Annotated in this window: 24 protein-coding genes; 8 read left to right on the top strand and 16 right to left on the bottom strand. The window is 64.8% G+C overall.

The window, feature by feature from the left end:
- Positions 1–2: 2 nt before the first annotated feature.
- From OK351_RS03430 to OK351_RS03490, 13 genes are read right to left on the bottom strand one after another with little or no spacing between them, the layout of a single operon-like run.
- Positions 3–398 carry a GPW/gp25 family protein gene (locus OK351_RS03430; RefSeq protein ID WP_265155953.1) on the bottom strand — a complete coding sequence of 132 codons (396 nt, stop codon included), beginning with the start codon at positions 396–398 and terminating at the stop codon, positions 3–5.
- 2 nt (positions 399–400) lie between these two features.
- Positions 401–796, bottom strand: coding sequence for a DUF4150 domain-containing protein (locus OK351_RS03435; RefSeq protein ID WP_265155954.1), 396 nt, complete (start codon positions 794–796; stop codon positions 401–403).
- Between the two features lies 1 nt (position 797).
- Positions 798–1,679: a hypothetical protein gene (locus OK351_RS03440; RefSeq protein ID WP_265155955.1), complete on the bottom strand. Its 882-nt coding sequence runs from the start codon at positions 1,677–1,679 to the stop codon at positions 798–800.
- Complete coding sequence (locus OK351_RS03445) at positions 1,676–2,155, bottom strand: phage baseplate assembly protein V (RefSeq protein WP_265155956.1); 480 nt, start codon at positions 2,153–2,155, stop codon at positions 1,676–1,678. Before OK351_RS03445 ends, OK351_RS03440 begins: the two co-directional genes overlap by 4 nt.
- Positions 2,152–3,321: a phage late control D family protein gene (locus OK351_RS03450; protein ID WP_265155957.1), complete on the bottom strand. Its 1,170-nt coding sequence runs from the start codon at positions 3,319–3,321 to the stop codon at positions 2,152–2,154. Before OK351_RS03450 ends, OK351_RS03445 begins: the two co-directional genes overlap by 4 nt.
- Positions 3,318–3,998, bottom strand: a complete 681-nt coding sequence (locus OK351_RS03455; protein ID WP_265155958.1) for a CIS tube protein — start codon at positions 3,996–3,998, stop codon at positions 3,318–3,320. Before OK351_RS03455 ends, OK351_RS03450 begins: the two co-directional genes overlap by 4 nt.
- A 4-nt stretch (positions 3,999–4,002) precedes the next feature.
- Positions 4,003–4,182, bottom strand: coding sequence for a hypothetical protein (locus OK351_RS03460; RefSeq protein ID WP_265155959.1), 180 nt, complete (start codon positions 4,180–4,182; stop codon positions 4,003–4,005).
- A 7-nt stretch (positions 4,183–4,189) separates the two neighbouring features.
- Positions 4,190–4,702, bottom strand: a complete 513-nt coding sequence (locus tag OK351_RS03465; protein ID WP_265155960.1) for a phage tail protein — start codon at positions 4,700–4,702, stop codon at positions 4,190–4,192.
- The gene (locus OK351_RS03470; protein WP_265155961.1) at positions 4,699–6,936 is read right to left on the bottom strand and encodes a phage tail sheath C-terminal domain-containing protein; all 2,238 of its coding nucleotides are present in this window, start codon (positions 6,934–6,936) and stop codon (positions 4,699–4,701) included. The genes OK351_RS03465 and OK351_RS03470 overlap by 4 nt, the downstream gene beginning before the upstream one ends.
- A 4-nt stretch (positions 6,937–6,940) precedes the next feature.
- On the bottom strand, positions 6,941–7,372 hold the full coding sequence (locus tag OK351_RS03475) for a phage tail protein (protein WP_265155962.1): 432 nt from the start codon (positions 7,370–7,372) through the stop codon (positions 6,941–6,943).
- A 29-nt stretch (positions 7,373–7,401) separates the two neighbouring features.
- The gene (locus OK351_RS03480) at positions 7,402–9,870 is read right to left on the bottom strand and encodes a phage tail sheath subtilisin-like domain-containing protein (protein ID WP_265155963.1); all 2,469 of its coding nucleotides are present in this window, start codon (positions 9,868–9,870) and stop codon (positions 7,402–7,404) included.
- Positions 9,863–10,540, bottom strand: coding sequence for a carboxypeptidase-like regulatory domain-containing protein (locus OK351_RS03485; RefSeq protein ID WP_265155964.1), 678 nt, complete (start codon positions 10,538–10,540; stop codon positions 9,863–9,865). Before OK351_RS03485 ends, OK351_RS03480 begins: the two co-directional genes overlap by 8 nt.
- Positions 10,537–11,148: a Pvc16 family protein gene (locus tag OK351_RS03490; RefSeq protein ID WP_265155965.1), complete on the bottom strand. Its 612-nt coding sequence runs from the start codon at positions 11,146–11,148 to the stop codon at positions 10,537–10,539. Before OK351_RS03490 ends, OK351_RS03485 begins: the two co-directional genes overlap by 4 nt.
- A gap of 174 nt (positions 11,149–11,322) precedes the next feature.
- Between OK351_RS03490 and uvrB the strand changes: the two genes are divergently transcribed.
- From uvrB to OK351_RS03520, 6 genes are all read left to right on the top strand, one after another.
- A complete protein-coding gene (gene uvrB / locus OK351_RS03495; RefSeq protein WP_265155966.1) occupies positions 11,323–13,410 on the top strand; it encodes an excinuclease ABC subunit UvrB in 2,088 nt (695 codons plus the stop codon).
- Between the two features lie 514 nt (positions 13,411–13,924).
- Positions 13,925–15,514, top strand: a complete 1,590-nt coding sequence (locus OK351_RS03500; RefSeq protein ID WP_265155967.1) for a S8 family peptidase — start codon at positions 13,925–13,927, stop codon at positions 15,512–15,514.
- Positions 15,511–16,092 carry an RNA polymerase sigma factor gene (locus tag OK351_RS03505; RefSeq protein WP_265155968.1) on the top strand — a complete coding sequence of 194 codons (582 nt, stop codon included), beginning with the start codon at positions 15,511–15,513 and terminating at the stop codon, positions 16,090–16,092. The genes OK351_RS03500 and OK351_RS03505 overlap by 4 nt, the downstream gene beginning before the upstream one ends.
- Positions 16,089–16,565: a hypothetical protein gene (locus tag OK351_RS03510; protein ID WP_265155969.1), complete on the top strand. Its 477-nt coding sequence runs from the start codon at positions 16,089–16,091 to the stop codon at positions 16,563–16,565. The genes OK351_RS03505 and OK351_RS03510 overlap by 4 nt, the downstream gene beginning before the upstream one ends.
- Before the next feature lie 10 nt (positions 16,566–16,575).
- A complete protein-coding gene (locus tag OK351_RS03515) occupies positions 16,576–19,068 on the top strand; it encodes a CHAT domain-containing protein (RefSeq protein WP_265155978.1) in 2,493 nt (830 codons plus the stop codon).
- Between the two features lie 122 nt (positions 19,069–19,190).
- On the top strand, positions 19,191–21,278 hold the full coding sequence (locus OK351_RS03520) for a S8 family serine peptidase (RefSeq protein ID WP_265155970.1): 2,088 nt from the start codon (positions 19,191–19,193) through the stop codon (positions 21,276–21,278).
- Positions 21,279–21,513: 235 nt separating this feature from the next.
- On the opposite strand, the gene OK351_RS03525 is transcribed toward OK351_RS03520, so the two are convergent.
- Entirely contained in the window at positions 21,514–21,828 is a 315-nt protein-coding gene (locus tag OK351_RS03525) for a protease inhibitor I42 family protein (protein ID WP_265155971.1), read from the bottom strand.
- A 251-nt stretch (positions 21,829–22,079) separates the two neighbouring features.
- Here OK351_RS03525 and OK351_RS03530 point away from each other — a divergent pair, with 251 nt between their 5' ends.
- Positions 22,080–23,123 (top strand): TerC/Alx family metal homeostasis membrane protein, encoded by a 1,044-nt coding sequence (locus tag OK351_RS03530; protein ID WP_265155972.1) that lies wholly within the window; start codon positions 22,080–22,082, stop codon positions 23,121–23,123.
- Positions 23,124–23,239: 116 nt separating this feature from the next.
- Here OK351_RS03530 and OK351_RS03535 read toward each other — a convergent pair whose 3' ends face one another.
- Complete coding sequence (locus tag OK351_RS03535; RefSeq protein WP_265155979.1) at positions 23,240–24,520, bottom strand: alpha/beta fold hydrolase; 1,281 nt, start codon at positions 24,518–24,520, stop codon at positions 23,240–23,242.
- Entirely contained in the window at positions 24,517–25,011 is a 495-nt protein-coding gene (locus OK351_RS03540) for a GNAT family N-acetyltransferase (RefSeq protein ID WP_265155973.1), read from the bottom strand. The genes OK351_RS03535 and OK351_RS03540 overlap by 4 nt, the downstream gene beginning before the upstream one ends.
- 63 nt (positions 25,012–25,074) lie before the next feature.
- Here OK351_RS03540 and OK351_RS03545 point away from each other — a divergent pair, with 63 nt between their 5' ends.
- The gene (locus OK351_RS03545) at positions 25,075–25,827 is read left to right on the top strand and encodes a metal-dependent hydrolase (RefSeq protein WP_265155974.1); all 753 of its coding nucleotides are present in this window, start codon (positions 25,075–25,077) and stop codon (positions 25,825–25,827) included.
- Positions 25,828–26,017: the final 190 nt, after the last annotated feature.

Here is a 26,017-nt window from a genome sequence, read left to right on the forward strand (position 1 = left end):
CCTCATCCCGATCCCTCGTTCAGGTAGAACGGGTAGACGATGTTCATTTCAGCGTTGTTCGCCCGGATCCGGTAGTCCACTTCGATCAGCAGCATGTTCGGCTGGTCCTGGTGGGCGGTGGCGCCCACACGCAGCACATCGATGCGCGGTTCGAAGCGCACCAGCGCCTGGCGTACCTCGTCCTCGATGGCGGCCCGGGTGCCCGGGCCGTCCGGGGTGAACAGCCGGTCGTGGATGCCGCAGCCGAAGGACGGCTCCATGATGCGCGAGCGCCGTGGCGTGGAGAGGATGATCCACACCGCTTCGGCCACGGATTGCTCGCCGGTGGACCAGTCCAGCGAGCCGCGGGCGTTGACCCGGATCGGGAAGCGCCAGCCGGTGCCCATGATGTCGTTCATGCTCAGCCTCCCACCAGGACGGTGGGGACCCCGGCCATGACGGTGCCCACGGTGTTGCCCGAATTCTGCTCGGTGGGATCGCCTTGGCGCACCACGCCCCGGCCGTTGGCCTTGACCGTGGCCGAGAATCCGGTGAAGCTGCATTCCTCCAGCTGGGTATCGCTGATGACGCCCCCGCTGGTTCCGGCCTCGCCACCACTGGAGTTGGGGATCGTACTGTCCTCCAGGACCACCGGCTTGCCGCCTGCCAGCACATCGGGGGAGGTGCCTTCCGCCTCGGAGAGCCGGGCGATGTTCGGGTAGGGCACGGGGATATCCGTCCCACCGGGGGACGGGGTGAGCAGCATGTCGGGAAAGGCGAAACAGATCCCATCGGTGACCGTGATCGGCTGTCCCATCTCATCCACTTCCTTCCAGGACCTGGACCTTGCGCCAGTGGGCGGCCGGGACCAGCGTCGAGTCCCAGTCGCAGCGCCACAGGAGCACGGCGCGGTGTGCGGCGGGGTACACGGCCAGGGTGTCGCAGCGTAGCGGGCATTGGGTGACCACCGTCCAATGCCGGGCCTTATCCGGCCCGTGGCCGCACCAGGCACGCAATTGCGCGGTGTACAGCAGCGCGTGCGGTGAGCGCAGCCGGTAGCTGGCGGCTTCCGTTTCATTCCCGTGCCGCCATTGGCGGATGTCGATGAGGCTTCCCGCCGGCAGGTCTGCGGTGTTGTTGTTACCCGGGGTCCGGAAGTGCGGGGAATGCGAGGGGGCGGTGCGGCGGTGGGAGTTTTCGAACCCTGCCGTGTAGTGGGCCGGGAGCACGGGGTCATCGTCCGGTGGCGCGGGGGTGATGGCCCGCGGGGGCAGGGTGCGCGGTTGCCAGCCGAAGAGGTTGCGCACCGCGTCCGGGTCATCGGGTGGTGCCGTGGTGTCCGCCGTGCGGCGGGTGAACCAGACCCGGGAGGCGACGGACAGGGACCCTTCCATCCCGCGGGATCCGGCGGCCGGGGTGTCCAGCCACCCGGCGATGCTGATGTCGCAGCGTGCCTTGCGCAGCGCCATATCCGACTGGTAGCCGGTGCCGTGCACGGTGCCCGCTTCGTCGGCAAAGGTGATGGCCGCATGTGCGGGGTCGGGGGCCGGGACCATCTGGCGGATGCCGTCCCCGTCCGCCGCGGGCAGCTGGTAGGCGCCCTTGAGGATCAGCGCGTAGTGCGGTGCCTGCCCGCGTTGCACCGGCCCGGCGGCCAGGCTGGCGGCCAGGTGCGGCTGGTTCGGTAGCTGGATGATCATGGGTTCAGCTCCACGGTCGTGCCCTGGACGGTGGTGGTGCCGCCGGCGCTGATGTTCAGGTCCTTGTCGGTGGTGATGCTGATTCCGGAGGAGTCCATGACGATCTGGTTTCCGTGCTTGTCACGCAGCGTGATTCCGCTGTTCTGCCCGTCGACCAGGACCAGGGCGTTGCCGTCCACCGAGGAGATGACCCGTTCGACCGGGTCGGTGCTGGCCGTGGCGGACCCGCCGCCGTAGATGAAACCGAGGACGATCGGGCGCACTCCCTGGAAGGCGGCCACGGCCAGGTCCCCGGCCTCGGGGACGAAACAGAAGCCGTAGCCATTGCCGGCCATGGGCGAGGCCACCCGCAGCCAGTCGGTCAACACCCCCTCGGGATGGTCCAGCCGCTGCAGGCGCACCTGCAGGCCGTCGGTTTCCCGCTGGATTTCGGCCACGGTACCCAATACCAGGGACGGTGAGAGGTTCTCGCTCATGGGGCCAGCACCTCCTTGCGCACCTCGAAGCTGGTGGAGTACCCGGTGCCGCCCAGGGTGTGCACGGTCTTGAACACCCGGTAGTTCCCGTCGAAACGGGCACCCAGGGCCGCCAGGCTGATCACCTGGCCGGCGCGCAAGGCCGGCAGGCCCACGGTGGAACCGGTGCCGGTGATCAATTGCCCGGCCAATTCGTGCAGGTGCGCATCGGCGGCCTTGATGGCGTCCGCCTCGGTCAGCGCCCCGTCGGGTTTGATGATCTCGCGAATCCCGGTGACCGCCGATTCCAGATCCGCCACGGAGGCCGGCCCGATGGCCGCGGGATCCACGCCGATATCGGAAAACCGGCGCACCACTTCGAGCTGGCGTTCCCCCTCCGGCGCGTTGGGGTCCGCCAGACGCACCACCACCTCGGAGATCTGGGCGGCGGCCGAGAGCACCGGGGTGAACTCCTTGAGCGTGCGGCCCCAGCGGAGTTCCAGGACCGGCTCGCTGCCGGCGGCCGTGGACGGGGCCAGCAGCAGTTCGGAGTCCTCGGCGCCGGTGGTCGAGAGCACATACCCGTAGTTCTCGACGCGGGTCTGGATCTCGTCATAGAGCGTGCCATCCACCACGACGCTGTGCTGTTCCTCGCCCTCGCTTTCCGGTTCCACCCACCTGACGTTGACCTGGTTCTGGCGGCAGAGCTGGTCGACGATGGCCTTGTCGGTGCCGTCGTAGTTGCCCTCGACATGGACCTTCTGCAGGGAACGCAGGAACGCATCCAGGGCGCGCACCTGGCAGGTGGGGGTACCCGAGGCCGGGAAGGAGGGGCTGATGGTGATGACCTCCCCGCGCAGCATCAGCGGCAGATCCCCGTCCTCGACATAACCGAAGCGCAGGTCGACACGGGCCCCGGGCTCAAAATTCGGCACCATCTGGCTGTCACCGGGGAACTGCGGCAGCGGGCGTCCCTGGTCATCCCACGGGCTGGAATAGCGCGGCCGCACGGCGTGCGGATCCCAGTCATAGAGCGTGAACTCGAAGGAGGAGATGGCCCCCAGCTCCTCGGTGAACCGCACCTCCAGCACGTCACCGGCCACGGTGCGCCCGGGATCCTGCCCGTTGAGCAGCAACTGGAAGGCCGGGGTGTGGAATTTCCTGTCCTCGTAGAATCCCTGGCTCATGGTCCCACCCCCAGGGGCGGCAGCTCCAGACGTGTGCCCGGCCGCAGGTCGCGAACGGCGGACAGGTTGTTGTGGGTGGCGATGACGGGCCAGGCCCCGGCATCGGCATAGGCGTCGAAGGCGATCAGCGGCAGCGTTTCGCCCTGCTGCACCACGTGGATCCGGGTGTGGTCGGCCGACTGCAGGTTCAGTGCGGTCACCTGTTCGGCCAAGGTCAGGAATTGCTTGAGGGACAGGGTGACCACGGCTCGTAGCGGGGTACCGTCAGCCGCGAAATAGGTGAAGCGGCGGGTAACCGAGAGCACCACGGCGGTAAAGCTGTTCTCCGCCTCGTTGCTTGAGCCCAGGGACGGGCCGGGGAAACCGGAACCCCAGGAAAGTGTTACCAGCGGAGGACTGTGGTGCTCGGGGGAGATGGTGGCCAGCTTGTACAGCTTGCGCGCCAGTTCGGTGACGCTGGTGGTGCCTGCCGAGGCGTCCAGGAACAATTCCAGGCTGATCGTTTCGGCTTCACCGCGCACGAACTGCAGCAACGGCAATTCCAGTCCCGGGATGGCCACCTCGGCGTAGTTCGCGCCCTTGGTGAAGGACAGCTCGGTGGGGGAAAAGGGCACCACGATCGGTTCGCCCACCGGGCGCCGGTCCACGTCCACGGCCTGCAGCTGCAGCTGTTTCATGGTGCTACAGCCTCCTCTTCACCCGGGGGGACTGGTCGGCCTCACGCTGTTTGAGCTGTGCCTGATCGCGTTCCAGCTCGCGACGCACCGCGGCGGCCAGCCTGCTGATGAATTCGGGATCGCGCAGCAGCCGGTCATCGAGTTGCGTCACATTCGCCTCGATGCTGTTGATCCGCAGGTCCACCGCCATCTCACACCCCCAACGCATCCGCCGCTGCGGCCAGGGCCTTGCCGGGGCTGAGCACCAGCGACATGTGCTCGTGGGCGATTTCCAGTTTCTCGATGGCCAGGGCCGAGCTGGCGGCATTCAGCGCCGGGCCGGACCATTTCACCGGGATCCCGTGCTCGAACTTCCAGGCCTTGATCGGAATACGCTGTTCGTTGGCCAGGAACACCATCCCGTGGCGACGTACCCCCTCACCACGCAGGAACTGTTCATGCCACAGGTACAGGTCCTCGCCGAACCCGACCCCGCGGGTGAGGACCAGATGGGGGAAAGCGGCCGGGCCGGGGAACTGGAAGACCCGGTCATTCACCCCGCCGGCCCGGCGTTCCTCCACCTGGATTTCGCTTTCCAGTCCACTGGCTTCGCTGAATCCACCGAGCACCACTGCGGCTAGTCCGGCCAGCGCCGGGGCGTAGGCCGGCGCATCGGCCTCGGCCAGGGCGATGTAGAAATTGTAGGCCGGCAGCGGGCGCATCATGCCTCCTCGGTGATGGACAGGGCATCAAAGGCGTGCCCGATGCGGAAGGTGATGAATTCATAGGGGACCGTGGGAGCCACTGCCACCTCGATGACCAGTTTTCCGGCGTCCCGGGATGGCTGCGGGTTGACCTGTTCATCACAGCGCACGGCGAAAGCCGCCGCCTGGCTCGCCCCGGCGAGCATGCCTTCGCGGTGCAGCCGGGCCAGGAAGGATTCGATCGTGGTGCTGGCGCAGTGCCATAGCAGCTCGTTGTGAGGTTCGAACACCACCGGTTCCAGCAACCGAAGCAACGACTTCTCGATGGCGTCGATGAGCCGGCGTACCGTGATGAACCGCCATTGCGGGTCGAAGGACAGGGACCTGGCCCCATGCAGGCGCAGGCCGCGTCCTTCGAAGCTGCGCACCGGGTTGATCCCCACCGGGTTCAGTTCCTGCTGGATGACCTCGTCGATGTCCAGCGTCACCGCCTGCAGGTGGCGCAGGGTCCGGTTGGCGGCGGGATAGTGGATCCCGGCAGCCAGCTCGGCGGCGGCAAAGGCCCCGGCCACGTGTCCGCTGGGCGGACACTGGGCCTGCCCGTCCGCGCCGGCCAGCACAAGCCATGGCACGCTGAAAAACCCGCGTGGAGCCTCCCCGAGCCGATCCCGCCAGGCCACCAGCTGTTGAATGGTCGCCTCCGGGGTGGGAGGATCAAGCAAAGCCACCTTGTAGGGGCCAACCACCCCGGAATCGAGCATCACCCGTTGCACCTCACGGATCTGATCGGGATCCAGCACGCGCGGCAGCGTCAACCGGGACATGGCCAGTTCCAGCAGCGGGGTGCTGGTAAAGGGCGTGCCCTGGGCCGGGACGTCCAACGGAGTGTAGTCGCGGTGGCGCAACCTGAGCAGCATCACCGAATCGGGGACACCGCCCAGGGTGAACTGCCCGTTGGCCCCGGTGCTGGTGCGCCGGTCGGTTCCGGCGACCTGGACCTGAACCCCGGCCAGTGGTTGCGACCTGCCATCGGCCTCGATCCCATTGACGATACCGCTGAGCATCGCGGTGGGCCGTTCGCCCAGGTCCGCGCAATCCACCGGATGCGGGAGAGCCTGGACGATGGCCTGGGACGCGGTACCGCCCAATACCAGATCGGGGCAGCAGAGCAGGGCCGCATCCTCCAACCGGGCCACTTCTTCCAAGGCCTCCACCCAGTGTGCCGCGGCGACCTGTTCCAACCCGTCGGTGCCACCGGCCAGCTGCCATTGGCCCTCGGCTGGCCAGGTCAGCTCGTTCCTCCAATCGATCCCCGCCAGGGCCCCGGCTGCTGCTTCATCCGCGGTCTCAACCCAGTTGCCGGCGATGAGTTGCCGCGGGATGGCGCGCAACCCGGCGTCCCTGCACTGCCCGGTGAGCACGCGCAGGATGGAATTCGGGTGCAGCGGGTGCACCGCCAGGGCCTCGAAACGCTGGGTGGCCACGGCATCGCGGGTGAATTCGAAGGAGAAATCGACCGAGGCAATCCGCATCTCCCGGTCCAGCCGGCACGGCAGGACGGAGGCTTCCGATTCCCAATGGATCAGGCTGCGCGCCGGATCGACCGCCGCCGGGAGGGCGTAGGCCTGGAGCCTTTCCCCGGAGTCCGCGAGCTGGGTCAGCTGCAGTACCGAATACCTGCTGATCGAGGCCAGGGTGGTCACCCGGCTGACCGCACCGCGATCCAGGGTGTCGGGAATCGTCCGGCTCCGGGCGGCGGAGGTGCGACGGATCCGCAAGCCCACCGTGTTCCCCCAGATTCCCGGATCTTCGCTGCGCGGGCCGCTGCGGCGCAGCTGTTCGCCGAATACCGCCAGCCACCCTGCGGCTTCCAGCCGTTCGCTGCCCGCCAGGCGCCGAGGATCGATCATGGACCAGGGGAAGGACGCGGCCACCTGCCAGCGTACCGGTCCGCTGGCCGGAAGGGACAGGGATGCCGCGTGCGCCCTGTCGGTGGCCACCCGGATCACGTAGGCGCTCTGCCCGCCGTTTTCGAAGAACCCCTTGGTTGCCGGCCACAGGTGCCCATGTGCCGGGGCCGCACCGAATACCTGCTCAAACTGTTCCATGGAATAGATGCGCACCGGTGCTCCGACCGGTCCGCGCCGCGTATACCCCAACAGTGCGGGCACATCCCCGCGCGCCAACCGGCCCGGACTCCGTACGGGAGCCAGGGGTTGGCGGTAGATGCCGGGGGTCAGCGGTAGGGTGCCCATGGTGCTACTCGGCCAGCTGCAGGTTCTCGAAAGCCAACTCGATGGATTCGATGGCCGCCTCGCTGGTGGTGGCGTTCAAGGCCGGTCCCTCGTACTTGGACACCCAGGCCTCGAAGAACTCCCAGCGCAGGGTCGGTTCGCGCGCCTCATCGAGCAGCACGATCGCCCCATTGCGCCGCTCGGTGGCACCTTCCAGGGTGGTCTTGCGCCATAACCACAAATCCTGGTTGAGCGTGTAGCCGCGCTTGAGGGTGAGCTGGCCGAATTTCACCAGACCCGGAAGCTTGTGTACCCCTCCGACGTAGTTGCCCTCCCGGTACTCGACGATGTCGGACTCGGTATTCAGCCCGGACACCTCGGTGAAACCGGCCGAGGCGACCCCGTCGAGCAGCACCAGGAAATTAAATTGGGCGTAGGGGTCATTGCGTGGACTCATCTCTTCACTCCTTGGCTAGTGCACCGGTGCTAGGCCGTGGCTTCGCGGGTCTTCTGGCTGATGCGCACCACCACGAATTCGGCGGGCTTCACCGGTGCCACCCCGATTTCGACCACCAGCAACCCGTTGTCGATATCGGCCTGGCTCATGGTCACGTTGTAGCCGATGTTCACGAAGAAGGCCTCGGACTGCTTGGTGCCCTCCAACGCCCCCGAACGCCACACCGTGTCCAGGAACCCGGTGATGGACTGCTTGACCCCGTCCCAGAGCGGCTTGTCGTTGGGTTCGAAGACCGCCCACTGCAATCCGGTGTCCAGCGACTGCTCGATGAACAGCAGCAGCCTGCGCACGTTGACGTACTTGAACTCCGGGTCGCTGGTCGCCACACGGGCCCCGTAGATGCGGATGCCGCGGTTCTCGCTGCGGAAGTCGCGCAGCACGTTCAGGTTGATCGGGTTCAGGATGTCCTGCTCGCCCTTGGTGAGCGCCACCTCCAGGCCCAAGGCCCCGACCACCACCTCGTTGGCCGGGGCCTTGTGCACCCCGCGGGTGGTGTCGGTGCGTGCATACACACCCAGCACATGCCCGGAGGGCGGGATGGAGAGCATCGAGCCGGCCGGGGCGAATGGATTGCCGATCCTGATATCCGGGTAGTAGATTGCCGCGCGGGTGGAGTCGAAATTCTGCCTGTGGGCGCGGGCCTCATTCAGTGTGGCACCCTCCGGCACGTCAAGCACCGCGAACCGGTAGCGCATCTTCTCGCAGTGCGCGACCAGGGCCTGTTGCACCCCGAGCCCGGTGATCCCCGGGACGGCCACCAGCGACAGCGTCGGTTCGTTCTCCAGCGCCTGGATGCCGCTGCGTCGTCCGGGATCGACCGCGGCGGTTCCCACATACTGCTCCTCGCCGACCGAGGCCGCATCATCGTCCCCGTCCCGCAGGAATTGCTCAAGCCCGCTGACCAGTGCCGCGGTGGGTGGATCCGCGGCGGCTACGGCCAGCCGCACCAGCGCCGACTGGCCCGCGTCCATGGCGCCTTCCGGATCCCAGGTGCCGACCACGGCCGCGGCGAAGTTCGGATGCAGCGGATCCAGGCTGAGGTTGCTGAAGGTCTCGGATTCGGCGCTCCGCCCGTCCTGCATGAGATCCACCTGCAGGGTGAACTCGCGGCTGCTGACCACGGTACCGGCCGGGTGCAGCATGGCCGGGGCTTCGCGTAGGGTGACCGATCCGGCGCCCCGGTCGACCTCCTGGACCACCAGGACCTCACGTTCGGCATCCGCTGTGGGTTCCGCCCCGGCGGGGTAGCACACCAGTACAGATCCGGGATGGATGCCCAGCGCGTTCCCGACCCGCATGATCCGCTGGCCGGTTTCCAGGTCCTCGGCCAGGGAGGTGGAGGCCAGCGCCGCGGGGCGCACCGTGATGCGCAGGTTGTCCCCCCATGCTCCCGGCCATCGTGCATGGACCCTCAACGCCTCGGCCAGGGTGGTGACCAGCCCGCCGGTCTGGTGGGTGAACCTCAATGGTTCGGCCAATGACATGGCGTGGGCAACGGAGTGGACCCGCACGATTTCGCTGACGGAGCCGTCGCCAAGCCGCAGGTAGGCTCCTTCGGCGGCGGCGTCCGGTTCCTGCAGTTCCAGGACGCCGGGATCCAACCCGGCCAGGGCGCGTGAGGCCAGGGTCGTCTCCTCGGCCGCATCCGTCGAGTCGTCCAGGGTCGAGAGGGTGGCATCGGGGGCGAATCCGTGGGACAGCGGCCAGGCCAGGGTCAGCCGGTGCGTGTCGCCATCCACCGCAGCCAGCTGGATCGCCTCACCGGGTCCGGTTCCGCCGGGAGCCGAGAGCACCAGATCCATCCCGGCGGCCAACGGGGAACTGTCGTCAACGGTCAGCTGGCCTGCACCGGCTGCGGCCGCTTCGGCCAGCAGCACCGGCAGCTCGGTGAGCTCCTGGACCGTCACCGTGCTGGTGGCCGGGAAGGCCCTGCGCAACGCACGGGCCAGGACATGACGGTCCCCGGCGTCCGCCAACCCGATCCGGGCGATCTCCGGCGACTCGCCGCCGACCAGCACCCGGGTCTCGGCCTCGAAACCTGTGTTGTCGGCGACCACGATCTGGGTCGCCCCGGTACCGGCGGGGGCACGCAGGGCGGTGCCGGACGCACCGGCCGGTGGGACATGGCAGGGTGCGCTGGCATGCTGGGCATTGCCACCGACGACACGCACCACGTAGAGCCGTGAACCGCCATTGGCGAAGAAGCCCTCCACGGCAAAGGGAAGCAGGGCGCGGCCCGGAGGGTAGGCTCCCGGGTCCAGCCGGCCGCCGAAGAGCCGGGCGTAGGCACCCAGGCTGGTCACCAGTTCGGGACGTCCTACCGGCCCACGGGCGGTCATCCCCACCATGCCCGCGGTGGAGGTGCTTGCCGCCTGGATGGGTTTGTTGGCTGACGGGATTTCCTCAACATAGACGCCTGGCGCCAGATATTCAGCCATGGTCGTTCTCCACATTCGAAGGGGTCAGGGACAAGGTGGCCACGTTGACCGGTTGGCCGTAGTCGACCGGCAGGTGGTGGGTTTGTGAATCGGTGCCGTCCTCGACCTGCACCTCGACCAGGCCGAGTAGCGGTAGCGCCGGGATCGTGAAGCGCCCGTGCGCGTCGGCAATCACCGGGGCTGCGGGGGCCACGGTCACTCTCGCACCGGGGACCGGGCGCTCCGGGTCATGCTCGTAGATGACGCTTCCGCGCAGGGCCACCGCGGCAGGCTGCAGTTGCACCCGGAATTCCAGTGCGGGACCAACCAGCCTGCGGATCCCGAGTCCCGGTACCTGTTCGATATCGACGTCCTCGATCGTGAACCTGCTACCCGGCACCCGCAGGATCTCCTCGGCAGGAGGGTAGCCGGGCGCGGCGACGGTGAGCGTGAATTCCACCTGCCCGGCCCCGGACAGCTCCGGGGTTAGCGAACCGGAGGCCAGGTGGGCAGCAAACCAGCCGTTGGACAGAGACGAGAAAACCAGTGGGAGAGTGCCCTCGGCCCGATCCGTACGATAGTGCACGCTGGCGGCATAGCCCCCGACCCCTTCATCGCTGATGGCGTCGCTGACTCGTCCGCTGGCCACGGCCTGGCGGATGCCGATCACCGCATCGGGGAAACGGGTCATCGCCGGTCCTCCCGCAATCCGGTGGCCTGGATAAGCTGCATGGCCCGGGCCAGCTGGCGTGGCGGAAGGGCGCTGTCGATTGCCACGGTTTCCACCCGCAAGCCGGCCCCAAGGCGCAGGGCAGTGGTGAACGCCGCCCACAGGCCATTGAGATGCTCCAGCTCAAGTTCCTCGGGGAACTGGCGAAGGACCCGTGGAGCCGCTCCATGGCTGTCATCGATCAGCTCCCCGTTGAGGGTGCGGACGATTGGCGTGTCGTGGACGTATTGCAGGACCCGGCCCAGCAGCAACAGATTGGTTCGTTCATCCTCCAGCAGCGGGGTAAACAGGTAATGCAGCTGCAACGGCAGGGGAGGGTAATGGAATAGCGCCGGATCGTTCCTGTCGGGTTGGGCCTGCTGGTTGCGCAGCGACGGGTTGACTCCGAATCGGTAGAGATACAGGCTTGCCACGCAGTCATCATCGAGCTCCGCGGCAGGGGAGCCGAGGGTGATCCGCTCGATCTCCCCGCCCAGTCCGAAGTCGGTGTCCGCGGTAGTTTGCAGGGCGTTGAAGATATCGTTGCGCAGCTGGACTGTCACGTCGTGGATCACGCTGAACTCTGACACGCCGACCACCCTCCCGAATCCATCGTCGAGTCGGCCCGCGTCCAATGTTCCCAAACAGCCGTTACCAGGGTGTTACAGCGGCGTTATTCCGGGCCAATGGCCGGTTTCAGGTGGCTGGCTTCACCCATGGCGATTACCGCCCCAAGCGTCCGTTGCAAGGCGTAGGCTGGACTCATGAGTCTTGCACAGCCGATCAAGCGCGTCGTTGCCCCGTTTGAAGTCATCAGCGAGTACACCCCCGCAGGTGACCAGCCGCAGGCGATCTCCGAATTGACCCAGCGGATCCAGGCCGGCGAAAAGGACATCGTGTTGATGGGTGCCACCGGTACCGGCAAGTCCGCCACCACCGCCTGGCTGGTGGAACAGGTGCAGCGCCCCACCCTGGTGCTGGTGCAGAACAAGACCCTGGCCGCGCAGCTGGCCAACGAGTTCCGCGAGTTGATGCCGAACAACGCGGTGGAGTATTTCGTCTCCTATTACGACTACTACCAGCCCGAGGCCTATGTGCCGCAGACCGATACCTTCATCGAAAAGGACTCCTCGATCAACGAGGAAGTCGAGCGCCTGCGGCACTCGGCAACGAACTCCCTGCTGACCCGACGTGACACCATAGTGGTGGCCACGGTCTCCTGCATCTACGGTCTGGGAACCCCGGAGGAATATGTGGCCGGAATGGTCACCGTTCGCCAGGGCGAGGAACTGGACCGGGATGCGATGCTGCGCCAGTTCGTGGCTATGCAGTACACCCGCAACGACATGGACTTCCACCGCGGTACCTTCCGGGTGCGCGGGGATACCGTGGAAATCATCCCGATGTACGAGGAACAGGCGGTGCGCATAGAGTTCTTCGGGGACGAGATCGAGGCAATCCATACCCTGCACCCGGTGACCGGGGAAATCATCCGCGAGGAAACCGAGATGTACATCTTCCCGGCCAGCCACTATGTGGCCGGTGCCGATCGGATGGGCCGGGCCATCAAATCCATCGAGGACGAGCTGCAGCAGCGGCTGGCCGAATTGGAGAAGCAGAATAAGCTTGTTGAGGCCCAGCGGTTGCGCATGCGCACCACCTATGATCTGGAAATGATGGAGCAGATGGGCTTCTGCAACGGGATCGAGAACTACTCTCGGCATATCGACGGCCGCGAACAGGGCAGCGCCCCGCACTGCCTGCTGGACTACTTCCCGGACGACTTCCTGCTGGTGATCGACGAGTCCCATGTGACCGTGCCGCAGATCGGTGCCATGTACGAGGGGGACATGTCGCGCAAGCGCACCCTGGTGGAGCACGGATTCCGGCTACCCTCCGCGATGGACAACCGGCCGTTGAAGTGGGACGAGTTCCTGGAACGCATCGGCCAGACCGTGTACCTCTCGGCCACCCCTGGCAAATACGAGCTGGGCAAGTCCGATGGTGTGGTGGAGCAGATCATCCGTCCCACCGGGCTGATCGACCCGGAGATCATCGTCAAGCCCACCAAGGGCCAGATCGATGACCTGCTCGACGAGATCCGTATCCGGGTGGAGCGTGATGAACGCGTGCTGGTCACCACGCTGACCAAGCGGATGGCCGAGGACCTGACCACCTACCTGACAGAACACCAGATCAGGGTGCAGTACCTGCACTCGGACGTCGACACCATCCGACGGGTGGAACTGCTGCGTGAACTGCGCATGGGATCCTTCGATGTGTTGGTGGGCATCAACCTGTTGCGTGAGGGCTTGGATCTGCCCGAGGTCTCGCTGGTGACGATCCTGGATGCCGACAAGCAGGGCTTCCTGCGCTCGGCCACCAGCCTGATCCAGACCATCGGCCGTGCCGCACGTAACGTGTCCGGCCAGGTGATCATGTACGCGGACAAGATCACCGACGCGATGGGCCAGGCGATCGAGGAGACCAACCGCCGCCGCGAGATCCAGCGGGCACACAACGAGAAGTACGGTATTGATCCGACGCCGTTGCGCAAGAAGATCGCGGATATCACCGACCAGTTGGCACGGGAGGACGCGGACACCCAGGAACTACTGAACAACAACCGGTTGGCGAAGAACGCCAAGCGTACCTCGGCCTCCTCGAAGGTTCGCCAGGACGGTTTGGCCGCGGCGCCGGCCGAGGACCTGCTGTCACAGATCGAGCAGATGACCGAACAGATGCACGCGGCGGCCGCCGAGCTGCAGTTCGAACTGGCCGCCCGGATCCGTGATGAGGTTTCCGAGCTGAAGAAGGAACTGCGCCAGATGAAGAGCGCCGGGCACGCCTGAGCCGATACGGGCTGAACCGCTGTGTGTATCATCGGCGGTGCTCACGCTGCCGGCTGGCGTACCTGCCCCGCCCGGGCGGGTGGCGACCACCCTGGTGGATGGTCTTGGCCACAATACACCGATCCGTCGTTCTGCTGGGATCCGCTATCCTCCATGGAGGCGTCGTGGTATAGATGAACGTATCCAGACAGTGTGGAGCAATGCGTGACCGGTTCGATATCCTTTCGGTCCTTGGACCGGAAGCTGAAATCGGCCACGGCACTGCCGACGGGGAGGTGTATGGTTCGCAGCGACAACCACATTCTGCGCGATCCCGGATCGGCGACCTGAACCGGACTGCCCGTCGGTGTTCTTGAACAGGGGTTGGAGATCGTTCGGGGACGCGGCACCCCCAATGGTGTTCCGGCCCGATTCCAGGGAGCAGGGACAGCTTCGGGAAAGTTCCTCCCGGATGTATCAACTGCTGTTCTAGTCACTCCTCATCACATGGAACGCCTATGTGAGAGGAACGACCATGTCTGAACCATCCGACATCCCGCGGGATTCCAAGGAACCTGGTCTGCCGCCCAACCCTATCCTGCCGATTGCCCCGGACGTTTCCCTCGCATGGAACATTCACCTCTCCGGCCAAGCAGGGGGGAACCCGACGGCATATATCGGAGACAGCCTGTTGCTGAGCATGCCAACGGTTGAAGAAGCGGTTTCCCAACTTACGGGAATCGGCAGGGTCATGGGCGAGCAGGGATTGATCCTCAATGCCACCAGGTTGGGTGTTGCCGCGGAACCACGCGATGACGGTAGCGCCCCGCGCCTGGAACAGGTTACGGCCCCGATCTACAAACTCGAATGGACGTTGGCAGAGGACCGGCCCGAACCTGGCGGGGTCGAGGCGCTTGACATGTTGGTCCACCTGCGACATGTCCATGACGGAAGATTTGCCCGCGGTGTGCGACTGAACCACATCGTGGTCGCCGCGAACAACATCAGCGGCGTCCCCTACTACGTGGGGGTTCCCTACTACGTGGGGGTTCCCCACTATGTGGGGGTCGCCTCCACTCCCGAAGCCAGCTACGGGCTACCGGGCACCGGCGGCCGAGCCCCGGTTCACCTGCTCATCCCCGACCCGGCCAGGAAACCGCAGCGGGGCGAACGCGCGCCGGTCATCGTGGTGCCCGACACCGGCCTGGGGCCGCATGACTGGTACGGGGACCCGTTCTCGGCCACGGAGGAAGCCTATGTGGACGGTGACCTGGTTAATATGCCCGGGCAAGGACCGCAGCTACTGGGAATGAAGGGACCGATTCCCGGCTGCCAGGTCCAAGAACCGGTGCGCAACCCGCTGGACGGGTCGATTCCGCCCTGTGCCGGGCATGGAACGTTTATCGCTGGTGTCATCCGCCAGATCTGCCCGGAGGCGCGGATCCTTGGCATCCCGGTGATGACCGGGGACGGGGTGGTCGCCGAATCGTGCCTGCTCGCGACGCTGACGGCATTGCTGCACCGTCAGGCCAGCGCCCTGGCTGCGGGCAACGACGACGAGCTGATTGACGTACTGAACCTCTCGTTGGGCTACTACCACGAAGCCCCCGAAGACGAATTGTCCGACGGCCCATTGCGTCTCCTGCTGGAGGGCTTTGGCCGTCACGGGGTGCTGGTCACTGCCTCGGCCGGCAACAACGGCACGACGGCCCCGATGTTCCCCGCGGCCTTCGCCGTGGGGCCCACGGACCCCGGGATCCTGCCCCTGGTCACCGTGGGCGCAATGAACCCGGATCTGCGCACAATCGCCTACTTCAGCAACCAGGGGCCCTGGGTCAGCTGTTTCCGTCCCGGTGCAGCGGTCATCTCAACCATCCCCACGAACCTGATCGGTGCCAGGCAGACCTACGCGTCCCAGATCTATGCCGGGATCGAACGCGCCACGTTGAACGTGGATGACTTTTCCGGTGGATTCGCGTCCTGGAGTGGTACCTCATTCGCCGCGCCGGTGCTGGCCGCGCAGCTGGCCGGTTACTTGCGTGGGTCATCCTCCACGGACTTGTCCGATCGCATGAAGCACGCCTGGAAGGCCTTGGGGAATTGTCTGGAGTGGGATCGGCCATGACCGGACAGGGACGGCTGGTCGACCAGGCTGCCGAACTTTTTGAGCAGTTCAGGGATGGGCAGCGGGAGAAGATCGAACCATTGGTGGGATTGCTTAATCCCTTGCTGTGGCACGTGGCCCGTTCCTGCAACCTGCAACGACCCGATGCCGAGGATATCGTGCAAACCGCGTGGCTGCTGCTGGTTGATCATGCCGAGAACATCCGCGAACCCAAGGCCGTGGTGGCTTGGCTGGGAACGACGGTGCGACGAGAAGCGTGGAAGATCAGCCGGATGGAGAGAAAATCGCAGTCCTGGGATGACCAGGACACCGGCTGCGAACCAGCCGATCCCGGCGTTGGCCCGGTTGACTTGTTGCTCCAGGATGAGACCCAACGCATGCTCTGGGATCACGTCTCCAGGCTGTCGCCACGCTGCCAGCAGATCCTGCGCGTCATCAGCCGCGGGGGAGCGCCGGACTATGCGGCACTATCGGAAATCCTGGGGATACCGATCGGTTCCATTGGACCGACCCGGGGCCGCTGCCTGGCAGCCTTGCGGAACTCACTATCAACGGACGCACATTGGAGTGCGAAATGAGCCAGTATCCACATGAACAGCCCATGGACGAACAGGACGCGGCCGTCCTGGACAGCATTGCCCACCTGTATGATTCCCTGGACCCGCCCCCGGCATCACTCAATGCGGGTGTGCTGGTTGCCTTGACGTGGGCCGAACTCGACGCGGAACTTGCCACGCTACTCGATGACGAGGCCCGGGTGCTGCGCTCGCCGGAAACCGAGGTCGTTGAAAGTGTCACGTTCACCAGTTCCGCCATGCAGCTGATGGTTAACGCCAGTACCGATGGCGCAGGGACCTTGAGGATTGATGCGTGGGTGACCGGTGGCGGAGTCGAGGTGGCGTTGTACCTCGGCGCTGAGTCACGTTGGGCCGTGTCCGATGCAAACGGGCGTCTGGCCTGGCGGAAGGTTCCCCGCGGCAGGATCCGATTCCTGATCCAACCCATGGACCCGGAATCCAAACCAGTGTTGACCCCGGTGGTCGAATTTTGAGGTGGCGACCATGGAGCGGTTGGCGGCGGCCCAAGCGGCCTATGAACAGGCACGCCAAGCCATTGCCAAATACAGTCTGGCCGAGGCGCAGGACCTGTTAGCCCAGGCCCGGAACTTCCTGGCCACCGTGCCCGGCGAAGCGGCCATGGAGCTTGGCCTACGCATCAGGCTCAGCGGCACCTGGTTGATCTGTGACCGCTTGGGGCTTCCGGCTGCCTTGGAGGAAATCGCCGGTGTCCTTTCGGACCCGGTGCTGCAGGGGCGCGACGATCTGCGGTCCCTGGCCCATATCCAGGCCGGGGTGCTCAGCTCCCGCGCCGGAAATCACGAGGAAGCTCTCGAACAGATGCGCCTGGCGCTGGCCCACTCGAAAAGTTCACCACTTGATGAGCGGATCAGGCTGTTGCTGAATAAGGGTACGATCGGTTCGCAAGCGGGCAGACTGTCCGAAGCCGTGGAAGACCTCAAACAGGCCGAGACCCTGGCCGGACAGTACCCGGTCTACCGTTTCATCGCCATGCACAACCTCGGGTTCACCGAGTTTCTGCGCGGGGATCTGCCCAAGGCACTGCGGTATATGGCCCAAGCCGATGCCCTGGACACGGATGTTGATCGGGCCGTCTTGCATCACGATCGGGCCCGCGTGTTACGGGAAGCCGGTCTGGCCCAGGAAGCCGCCGAGTTGTTTGAACGGGCCGGTGTGGAACTCCGGAGGGGAGGACTTGCCGAGGAATGGGCCACGGCCAGGCTGGAGCACGCCCGCTGCCTGGTACTCCTTGGCCAGAGCGGTGAAGCCGCGGCATTGGCCAGGGACGTGGTCATCGAGAGCGACAAGCGCGGGGAAACCACCCGGGCACTGGAAGCCCGCGTGGTGCAACTGGAAGCATTGGCCATGGCCACGGAAACGGACACGGTTGCGGAGGCCGGGAACCTCGTCGACCAGGCCGTCGAACTGGCCGTGGATGCCCGGGCAGCGGGAAGGGGCCGGATCGCGGATCAGGCCACCGCCTTGCAGCTGGTGCTGGCAGCACGAGCAGATGCCCCGCTGCTCCCGGACCGGCAGGTCGTGGACAGCTTGCGCCGCATGCGTTCCTCGTCAAGCCTCTCAACCAGGCTGTTGGCATTGCACGCCCAGCTGACGGTGGCAACCACTACCAGGGCCCGGAGCCGTCTGCTGCACACCGCAACCCAGGATATCGGGGCAGCACGAGCGGGGATGGCCAGCCTGGACTTGCGAACAGCCATGGGTATTCACCTGCAGCCCCTGATGGAGCTCGATTTCCAGCATGCGGCCACTTCCCGGGGCTGGGCGGCGCTGATGGCCACCGAACGTTGGCGCTCGGCCCTGGGCATGGTCCCTTCGGTATTGCCCCCGTCGAACAACGAGGAAGCCGCTCTCTGGGTCAACCTGCGCCGCCAACACGAACAGCTTCGTACCGCCAAAGGACGAGATGCCAGCGACCTGGGTCGGGCCATCGGCCAGTCCGAAAGGCAGCTGCGTGAGATCCACTGGACACGGCGCGCCAGCGAACAGGCCGGGCAAAGAGGTCGGCTGACTCGTCGGCAACTTGGTACCACTCAGGTCCTCAGCTATTTCTGGTCTTCCGGGCAACTGCACCTGGTGCACGTTCAACCGGGCCAGCCGGCGGTATTGCAGGGTCTTGGATCGCGTGAGAAGATCGCCGGATTGGTGCAGCAGGGGATTTCCGCTGCCACCGCGGCAATGCGGGTTCGGCCTGGACCCCTGGCGCTGGGGGTCCAGAAGTCATTGGACGGATCAATGCGGGAACTTGACCGCATGCTCCTGCCCGGGGACATCGGTCCCGAACCGCTACTCGTGGTGCCCAGTGGCGAACTCAAACGCCTCCCCTGGGGGATGTTGCCCCGGCTGGCAGACCACCCGGTGACGGTCAGCCGTTCCGTCGGGGACTGGGTGTCCTGCTCGGTCAGGCTTTCCACCCGGCCTCGGGTCGCGGTGGCCGCCGGACCCGGCCTGCGCCACGCCGCCCGGGAGTGCATGGCCGTGGCGGACAGCTGGGCCGACGCCCAACAGATCCCGGCGGAACCCGCCGTGATCAAGCACGCTCTGGCCACCTGCGACATAATCCACCTCGCAGCCCATGGCCGGCACCGCCAGGAAAGCCCCCTGTTTTCCTCGCTGCAGTTGCGTGGCGGCTCACTCTTTGCCCACGAACTGGAACAGGTCAACATCCGTGCGTCCTTGGTTGTCCTGCCGGCCTGCAGTATGGGACAGGGAGTGCTTCGCCCAGGAAACGAGGCACTGGGATTGACTGCCTCCCTGCTGGCCATGGGCGTCCAGGCGGTCGTTGCCCCGCTCACCGATATTCCCGATGACATGGCCCATGACACGATGCTCGAGTTGCACCGCCGACTGGCAGCCGGGCAGAACGGGCCCGCCGCCCTGGCCGCGGCCAGCCGGGAAACCCTGGCGCGCAGTTTCTGCTGGTTTGGCGGGAACTGGCAGTTGGAACACCCCGCCTGAAATCCGGGGCTGGAATTTTCCGGATTTCTTTCCCGGTATGTATCAAAGGCGCGGCTGATGGCTCTTAGGAGTACGTGGCGCAATGACGCACCACGAACCCAATCTCCTGAAGGAGCAGAACAATGTCTGAAACCAACCAGACAACGGCCTACTACTACGCCGACGGGCAGCGGATACCGCTGCAGGCATCAAGCCACTTCATGGCGGTGCGCGCAACCGGCGAGCAAGCCGCAGCCATGGTCGCACAGTCCACCGCGGGTGTAGCCGACCTTCGTGACCCGGTCGAGACGATGCATTTGGAAGACCAGGGCATTGTCCTGTTCAAGGTTCCCGACGGAGCCGCGCCCTTGGCATTGCCGGCGAAGGTACAGGCAGCAGAGGGCAACGGCCCGGCCGTCTACGAGGTCGCCGAGGCCCATGAACAACCGGGCACAAGTGCCCTGATCGACCACGGCGAACTCATCGTCAAATTCGAATCCGGTAGCGACGCAGCGGTAAAACTGCTGGCGAAGTATCACCTGCACACGCTCCAGGAAGACTACCCGGAACCCGGGGCACAGCTGGTGCGCACCGAGCGGGAACAGGATTCGGCGGTAGCCGTGGCCAACGCAATGCATGAGCTGGAAGCGGTGGAATACGCGGTACCGAACTTCGTTCGGGTCACCCCACGGCTTGCGGCCCAGGCGCAGGAAACCGGGGAAGAGGTCGAGGACGCCAGTACCCCGGCATACACCCCGAACGACCCGCTGCTGTCCTTGCAGTGGGGAATCAGCAAGATCCGTTGCCCGGAGGCCTGGGATATTTCCCGGGGAAGCTCCGGGATCTCCATCGCCGTCATCGACGAAGGTGGCAATGCCCATGAGGACTATGCCCTGGCCCCCGGGTGGGATGCCAGGTTCAACGATTCTGACCCGACACCGAATCCGAGCGACGGCCACGGGGTGGCCTGTGCGGGAATCGCGGCGGCCACCGCCAACAACGGCAAGGGTGTGGCCGGCGTAGCGCCGAATTGCCGGGTACGGCATATCCGGATCGCCTACGGAGTGGGTCAAAGCTGGTCAACAACCGATGCCATCATTGCCGCCGGTGTCCGCAAGGCGGTCGACCTGGGTGCAGATGTGCTCTCCAACTCCTGGGGCGGTGGCGGCGCCAGCACCGTGGTGACCAACGCCTTCCGTTACGGGCAGACCAATGGGCGTGGCGGCAGGGGCACCCCGATCGCGGCGGCCACCGGCAATAGCGACGTACTCGGGGTGATCTACCCGGCGAACCTCTCTCCATCCATCCGCGGCTTCATGGCCGTTGGCGCGAGCAACCAATGGGACCAGCGCAAGAGCAAGACCAGTTTGGACGGGGAGAACTGGTGGGGTTCGAATTACGGGCCGCAGGTCGACGTGGTGGCACCGGGGGTAAAGATTCCCACGACCGACATCATGGGAGCCGGAGGTTACACGTCCGGCAACTATGTGAACACGTTCAACGGAACCTCCTCGGCAACCCCTCATGTGGCCGGGCTCATGGCGCTGATCCTCTCGGTGGATCCGTCCTTGAGGTCCTGGGAGGTCGAAGACATCATCAAATTGACCGCCCGCGACCTGGGTTCGGCTGGCCGGGACCAGCACTTCGGCTTCGGTCGGATTGATGTGCGCCATGCATTGGAGGCGGCTGCCAAGATCTGGTACTCGATCCAGGTCACGCCGGTGTTCCTCGGAACCGGCGGTGACACCTACATCAGGGCTACCATCCGGATGTACAACCCGGGCATCAACACCATCCGGCTCAACGGGCTGACGTTCCGTTCGCACGGAACCAACGGTACGGTGATCGACCAGTTCGGCTTCACCGGAAACCCAGGCCCGGTCATGCTGGCCCGTAGTGGAAACGACGTGAGATTCACGAACGTGCTACTCAAGGCCAACGGCAACCGGTCGAGCTGGTCGTACTCGTGGTCGGCCAACTGGGGCTACACCTTCTGGCGTCCGGGGGCACCTCTGTTCCCGCTGGGTGCCGAGCAGCCGGTCGTCGCCGGCCCACTGGATGAATCCCAGGGCACCAGCGACAACAGCCAAACGGTCACCGGAGAAGACCGCGGCACGTCGCAGACCACGGAACCGGTGGTGGATACCAATGGAATGCCCAACGGACAAGTCGAAGGAGACCACATCAGCGTGAACCGGGCCGATAAATCCATCACGATCGTTCTTCGGTGACCTGGAGGACAGGTGGCGTGAACCGACCCGGCACGACCATTGCCGGTGAACAGGCCTCGCAGCCCGCCTTGTGATTCCCGATACTGCATGACCCCCGTCCCGTGAGGGCCGGGGGTCATGCAGTTCGCTGAAGTGAGTCCTTCTCCAACGGGTACACGCAACGGTCCAATGCCGATGTGCACGATGGCATCGCGGCTCATTCCCAGCGGAACAGCTAGAGGAAAAACCGTGCGCCTCAGGTCACGGTAATGGTGAAGCGCCGGACTTCGGCGGTCTGCCGTTCCCAAGCCCTGGACAGTTGCAGCTCGACCTGCCAGAAGCCGGCACTGATGGCGCGTAAGGCGGCGACATGGGCGGAGCCTGCCGTGTTCTTGTGCTGTTCGGCTTCGGGGATGTCGGGATGGCGATCCCGTTCAACCATTAAGCCCGAACCGCATTCGCTCAAGGTCCAGAGATGACCACTGCCCGGCGTGACAGGAAGGCGCAGATGGATCCGCGTTCCGCGCCTGACATTGAGATTCGCGCTGCCGTCGGTCTCGATCTGTTCCATTATTCCATCCTAGAGTGCGTCCGGCCCTGTGTCGCACACCACCGGGCCGGCGCATCGCCGTGTGTCCACTGGTGTGAAAGTGGGCTACAATGAACCCTTGTACGTAGGGGAGTATCCCGAATGCTGTGAACGTCAACACGCGCAACAATGAAGTTTCGCCGGATGCAGCAGCCGAACATGGGCCGGGCCCATGACGGCGGAGAGACTTGCGGTTCCTTTTCCATACCCTTACGACGAAAGGTTGCTCATCTGTGGGCGCTTCAGGGTTAACCCTTCAATTTGAAATCATCTCGCTGGCTGCACTGTGTGTGATCCTGCTCTTGGATCTGCTGTACGTGGTACGCCGGCCGCACGAACCCTCGATGAAGGAAGCCGGCCTTTTTGTCGCCTTCTACGTCGCTCTGGCCATCATCTTCGGTGCGGTGCTCTGGTGGCAGGCCGGTCCCCAGCTGGGCCAGGAATTCTATGCCGGCTGGATCACCGAATACTCGTTGTCCATCGACAACCTGTTCGTTTTCATCATCATCATGACCCGCTTTGCGGTGCCGCGTAAGTACCAGCAGGAAGTGTTGATGTTCGGCATCATCATCGCCCTGATACTCCGTGCCATTTTCATCCTGCTCGGTGCCGCGATGATCGAGCATCTGTCGTGGATCTTCTACATCTTCGGTGCCTTCCTGCTGTGGACCGCATGGCACCAGATGAAGGACGATGACGAGGAAGAAGACAGCGAATCGGGTATCGTCAAGAAGCTGACCAGCAAGCTGCCGATCGCCAAGGACTACGACGGAAACAAGCTGCGCACCACCGTGAACGGCAAACGCATGTTCACCCCGATGGTGATGGTCTTCGTGACCATCGGCATGACCGACCTGCTGTTCGCCGTGGACTCGATTCCCGCGATCTTCGGTTTGACCCAGTCCGCGTTCATCGTCTTCACCGCGAATATCTTCGCCCTGATGGGTCTGCGCCAGCTGTACTTCCTGCTCGGCGGGCTGATGAACCGCCTGGTGTTCCTGAAGCACGCACTGAGCTTCATCCTGGCCTTCATCGGTGTGAAGCTGATCTTCCACGCATTGACCCACAACGAGCTGGGCTTCCTCAACGGCGGCCAGCCGATCGAATGGGTTCCGGAGATCACCACCGGGTTCTCACTGATCGTGATCGCCTCGACCATCGTGATCGCCACCGTTCTCTCGTTGTGGACGCCGTTGGGAAAGCGCGCGGCGGCCAAGGCTGAAGCCGAGGCTGCCGAGAAGGCCACAGTCGAGGGTAGCTTGAAGGACGGCGAGTAGTCCGCAACGTCGTCAGATAGGGAAATGCCGGGTGGGATCCCATGATTCCACCCGGCATTTCCTGTTCCGGACCCGTCACGTGGACGGTTCAACCTCGCGGTGACCCGGATCGTTGCCTACCCCTGGACCGGCTTGGTCTCCGGCTCGGCCGCCGGTACCTGGCCATTGGTCATATCCAACAGCCGCTTGACGATGTAGGCCCCTTCATCGGCGATTCCATCATGATGGAACCCCTTGGTGACCCAGGTTTGCAGACCCCTGACCTTGCCGGCGGTGTCCAATGAGAGCTCCCGGTCGACATAGACGTCGTCGTGGTACACCGCCGCGGCCACTGGAACCGTGTTGCCTGCCAGCACTTCCAGATCATAAAGCGGCCCGAAACCCTCATGCTCGGCCAGCAGGCGCGCGGTTTCCTCCAAGGGACGTAGTGCCGGATCCTCGGTGAAATACCAGCGGTACACCATTTCCCCGGTCAACAGCGGGCATGGTGCTTCCGGGTTAAATTGGTCGAATTCGGCCAGCACACGTTCGGCGGCCCACCGGGTGGCCGCGCCCTGGGCATAGATCGACTCGTGCATCACCGCGTAGAGCGGGTTCGCTGCCCGGCTGGCCTGCTCATGGAGCACTCCCAGGAAGGTATCCGACAGCCGGGGGCCGCCGGGGGTGTCGACAAAGGCTTCCTCCAGCACATGGTGCAGCGAATGCACCCGGGTATTCCCACCCAGGTACTGCCCCAGCATCTGCACCAACGGAACGGTCACCAGCCGACCATCGGGCAGTCTCTCGTCATGGAAGGTGCGAACATGAGTGTAGATGCGTTCGAGCACCTCGCGGTCCCGCGGATACCAGGAGAAATACTCCTCGTTGCGTTCAGCCATCCGCTGGTAGGTGGCCCGGTACACGGTGTCGGCATCCGCCGTCAGGGAAGCCAGTCCACCGGTCACCAGGCAACGCTCCAGGGACTGCGGAAACAGCGACAGGTAGGTCAGCGTGCAGAAGCCCCCATAACTTTGCCCCAGGGTGCTCCACTTGTCGATGCCCAGCTGGTTGCGTAGCAGTTCGGCGTCCCGGACGATGGAATCGGCCCGGAAGAACCCCAGGTAATGCGCCTGGGCGGCCGCGTCGCCACGCAACGCCAATGACTGGCGGTTGGCCGGGGTGGACAGCCCGGTGCCCCGTTGGTCGAGCAGCAGCACCCGGAAGTGTTTCACCGCTTCGGCCAGCCAGCCCGACAGGGTCGCCGGTCGCGGCGACTTGCCGCCCGGACCGCCCTGCAGGTACAGCAACCAGGGCTTGGACTCGTCGGTGGACACCTCCCGGGCGTACACCCGGATTGTCTCGCCGTTTTCTGCCGCATGGTCCAGCGGCACCTGCACCCAATGGTCGGTCACGGTCATTCCTCCGTAGCGCATTGGCTTCCCACCTCCAATAGGGCTTCTCCGTCCAGACGGCGCACCGTCCAGCCATCCATGGAGGAGGAGCCGATCGAGTCGTAGAACTTGATGGCCGGTTCATTCCAATCCAGGACGGACCATTCCACCCTCCGGTAGCCACGCTGCACGGCGATCCGCGCCAGTTCGGTCAGCAGGGCGGTGCCGTGACCCTGGCCGCGGGCGGCCTCGCGGACCACCAGGTCTTCCAGGTGGATGCCATGGCGTCCTTCCCAGGTCGAATACGTCAGATACCAGATGGCCACCGCCACGATCTGTCCCGCCTCGTCCTGGACAACATGGGCGAAGACCTGCGGGGAGTGCCCGAACAGATGGTCCTCCAGATCCCGCACGGTGTTCTTCACCGCTTCAGGTTCCTTTTCATAGACGGCCAGTTCATGGATCAGCTCCAGGATTCCGGCACAGTCTTCTTTACGCGCTTTTCTCAGGGTTGACATGTGTTTAAGGTTACCCCGGCCGGTGCACCGTAAGTGTCGTACATACGTTCTAAGGTTGAACTCATGATGGGTGGACACCACGCCATGAGCGGCGCAGCCGCATGGCTGGCAATAACGACAAATGTGAGTCTTGGACCGGTGGACCTGGGCTTTGGACTGTTCGACATGAACCAATGGGAAACCCTGGCCGGGGCGATGGTCTGTGCCGGTGCCGCGATGCTTCCGGACGCCGACCACCAGTCGGCGACCATTGCCCGGTCCCTGCCTCCGATTTCCAATGTGGTGACCAAGGTGGTGGCCACTGTGTCCGGGGGACACCGCAATGGCACGCACTCGATTATCGGGATCCTGGCCATTGCCTTGTTGGCCTGGATTGCGGACAAGTGGTCGATGGCCACCGAAGTGTTCGGCGTGGTCTATCCGGGTGCGGCCGTGCTAGCGGTCCTGCTGATCTCCTTCGCCGTGAAAACCATGAAGTTCATGCCGGCAGTGTTCTGTTGGGTCATCGCCCTGGCCGGTGCCGGGTTCGTGGGCGTCAACGCCCCCGATGAGCGGTCCTGGTTCTTCCTGGCCGTGGTGCTTGGCGCCGCCGTGCATATCGTGGGGGACATGCTCACCGTCGGTGGGGTGAACTGGCTGTGGCCAATCAAGATCAGGGCGCCGCGCTGGTTCCGCCGGCTTCCGGTGGTCGGTGGATGTTGGAAGGCCAACGGGCGGATCGCGGTTCCGGTGTTGGGGGAGACCGGATCCAACGCGGAGTGGGTACTGGCCAGTGCATTGACCTCCTATGTGGTGGTCGCCTTGCTGGTTGCCTGACACCTGCCACACCCGGCCGCGACGCGGAACTCGTCCGGAGGGCTGAGGAGCCCTCGATAATGCCGGTGTAAGAGCCTGTCAGATGGATTGTGTAAGACCCCTAGTCAATTGATAGAAAGAGACTAGGAAAACACGATATGACCATCCAGAAAGACCAGGCCGAACAGAGCATGGAAAACGCCTCAGACAT

This window comes from Glutamicibacter sp. MNS18 (assembly GCF_026107515.2).
Lineage (GTDB): Bacteria > Actinomycetota > Actinomycetes > Actinomycetales > Micrococcaceae > Glutamicibacter.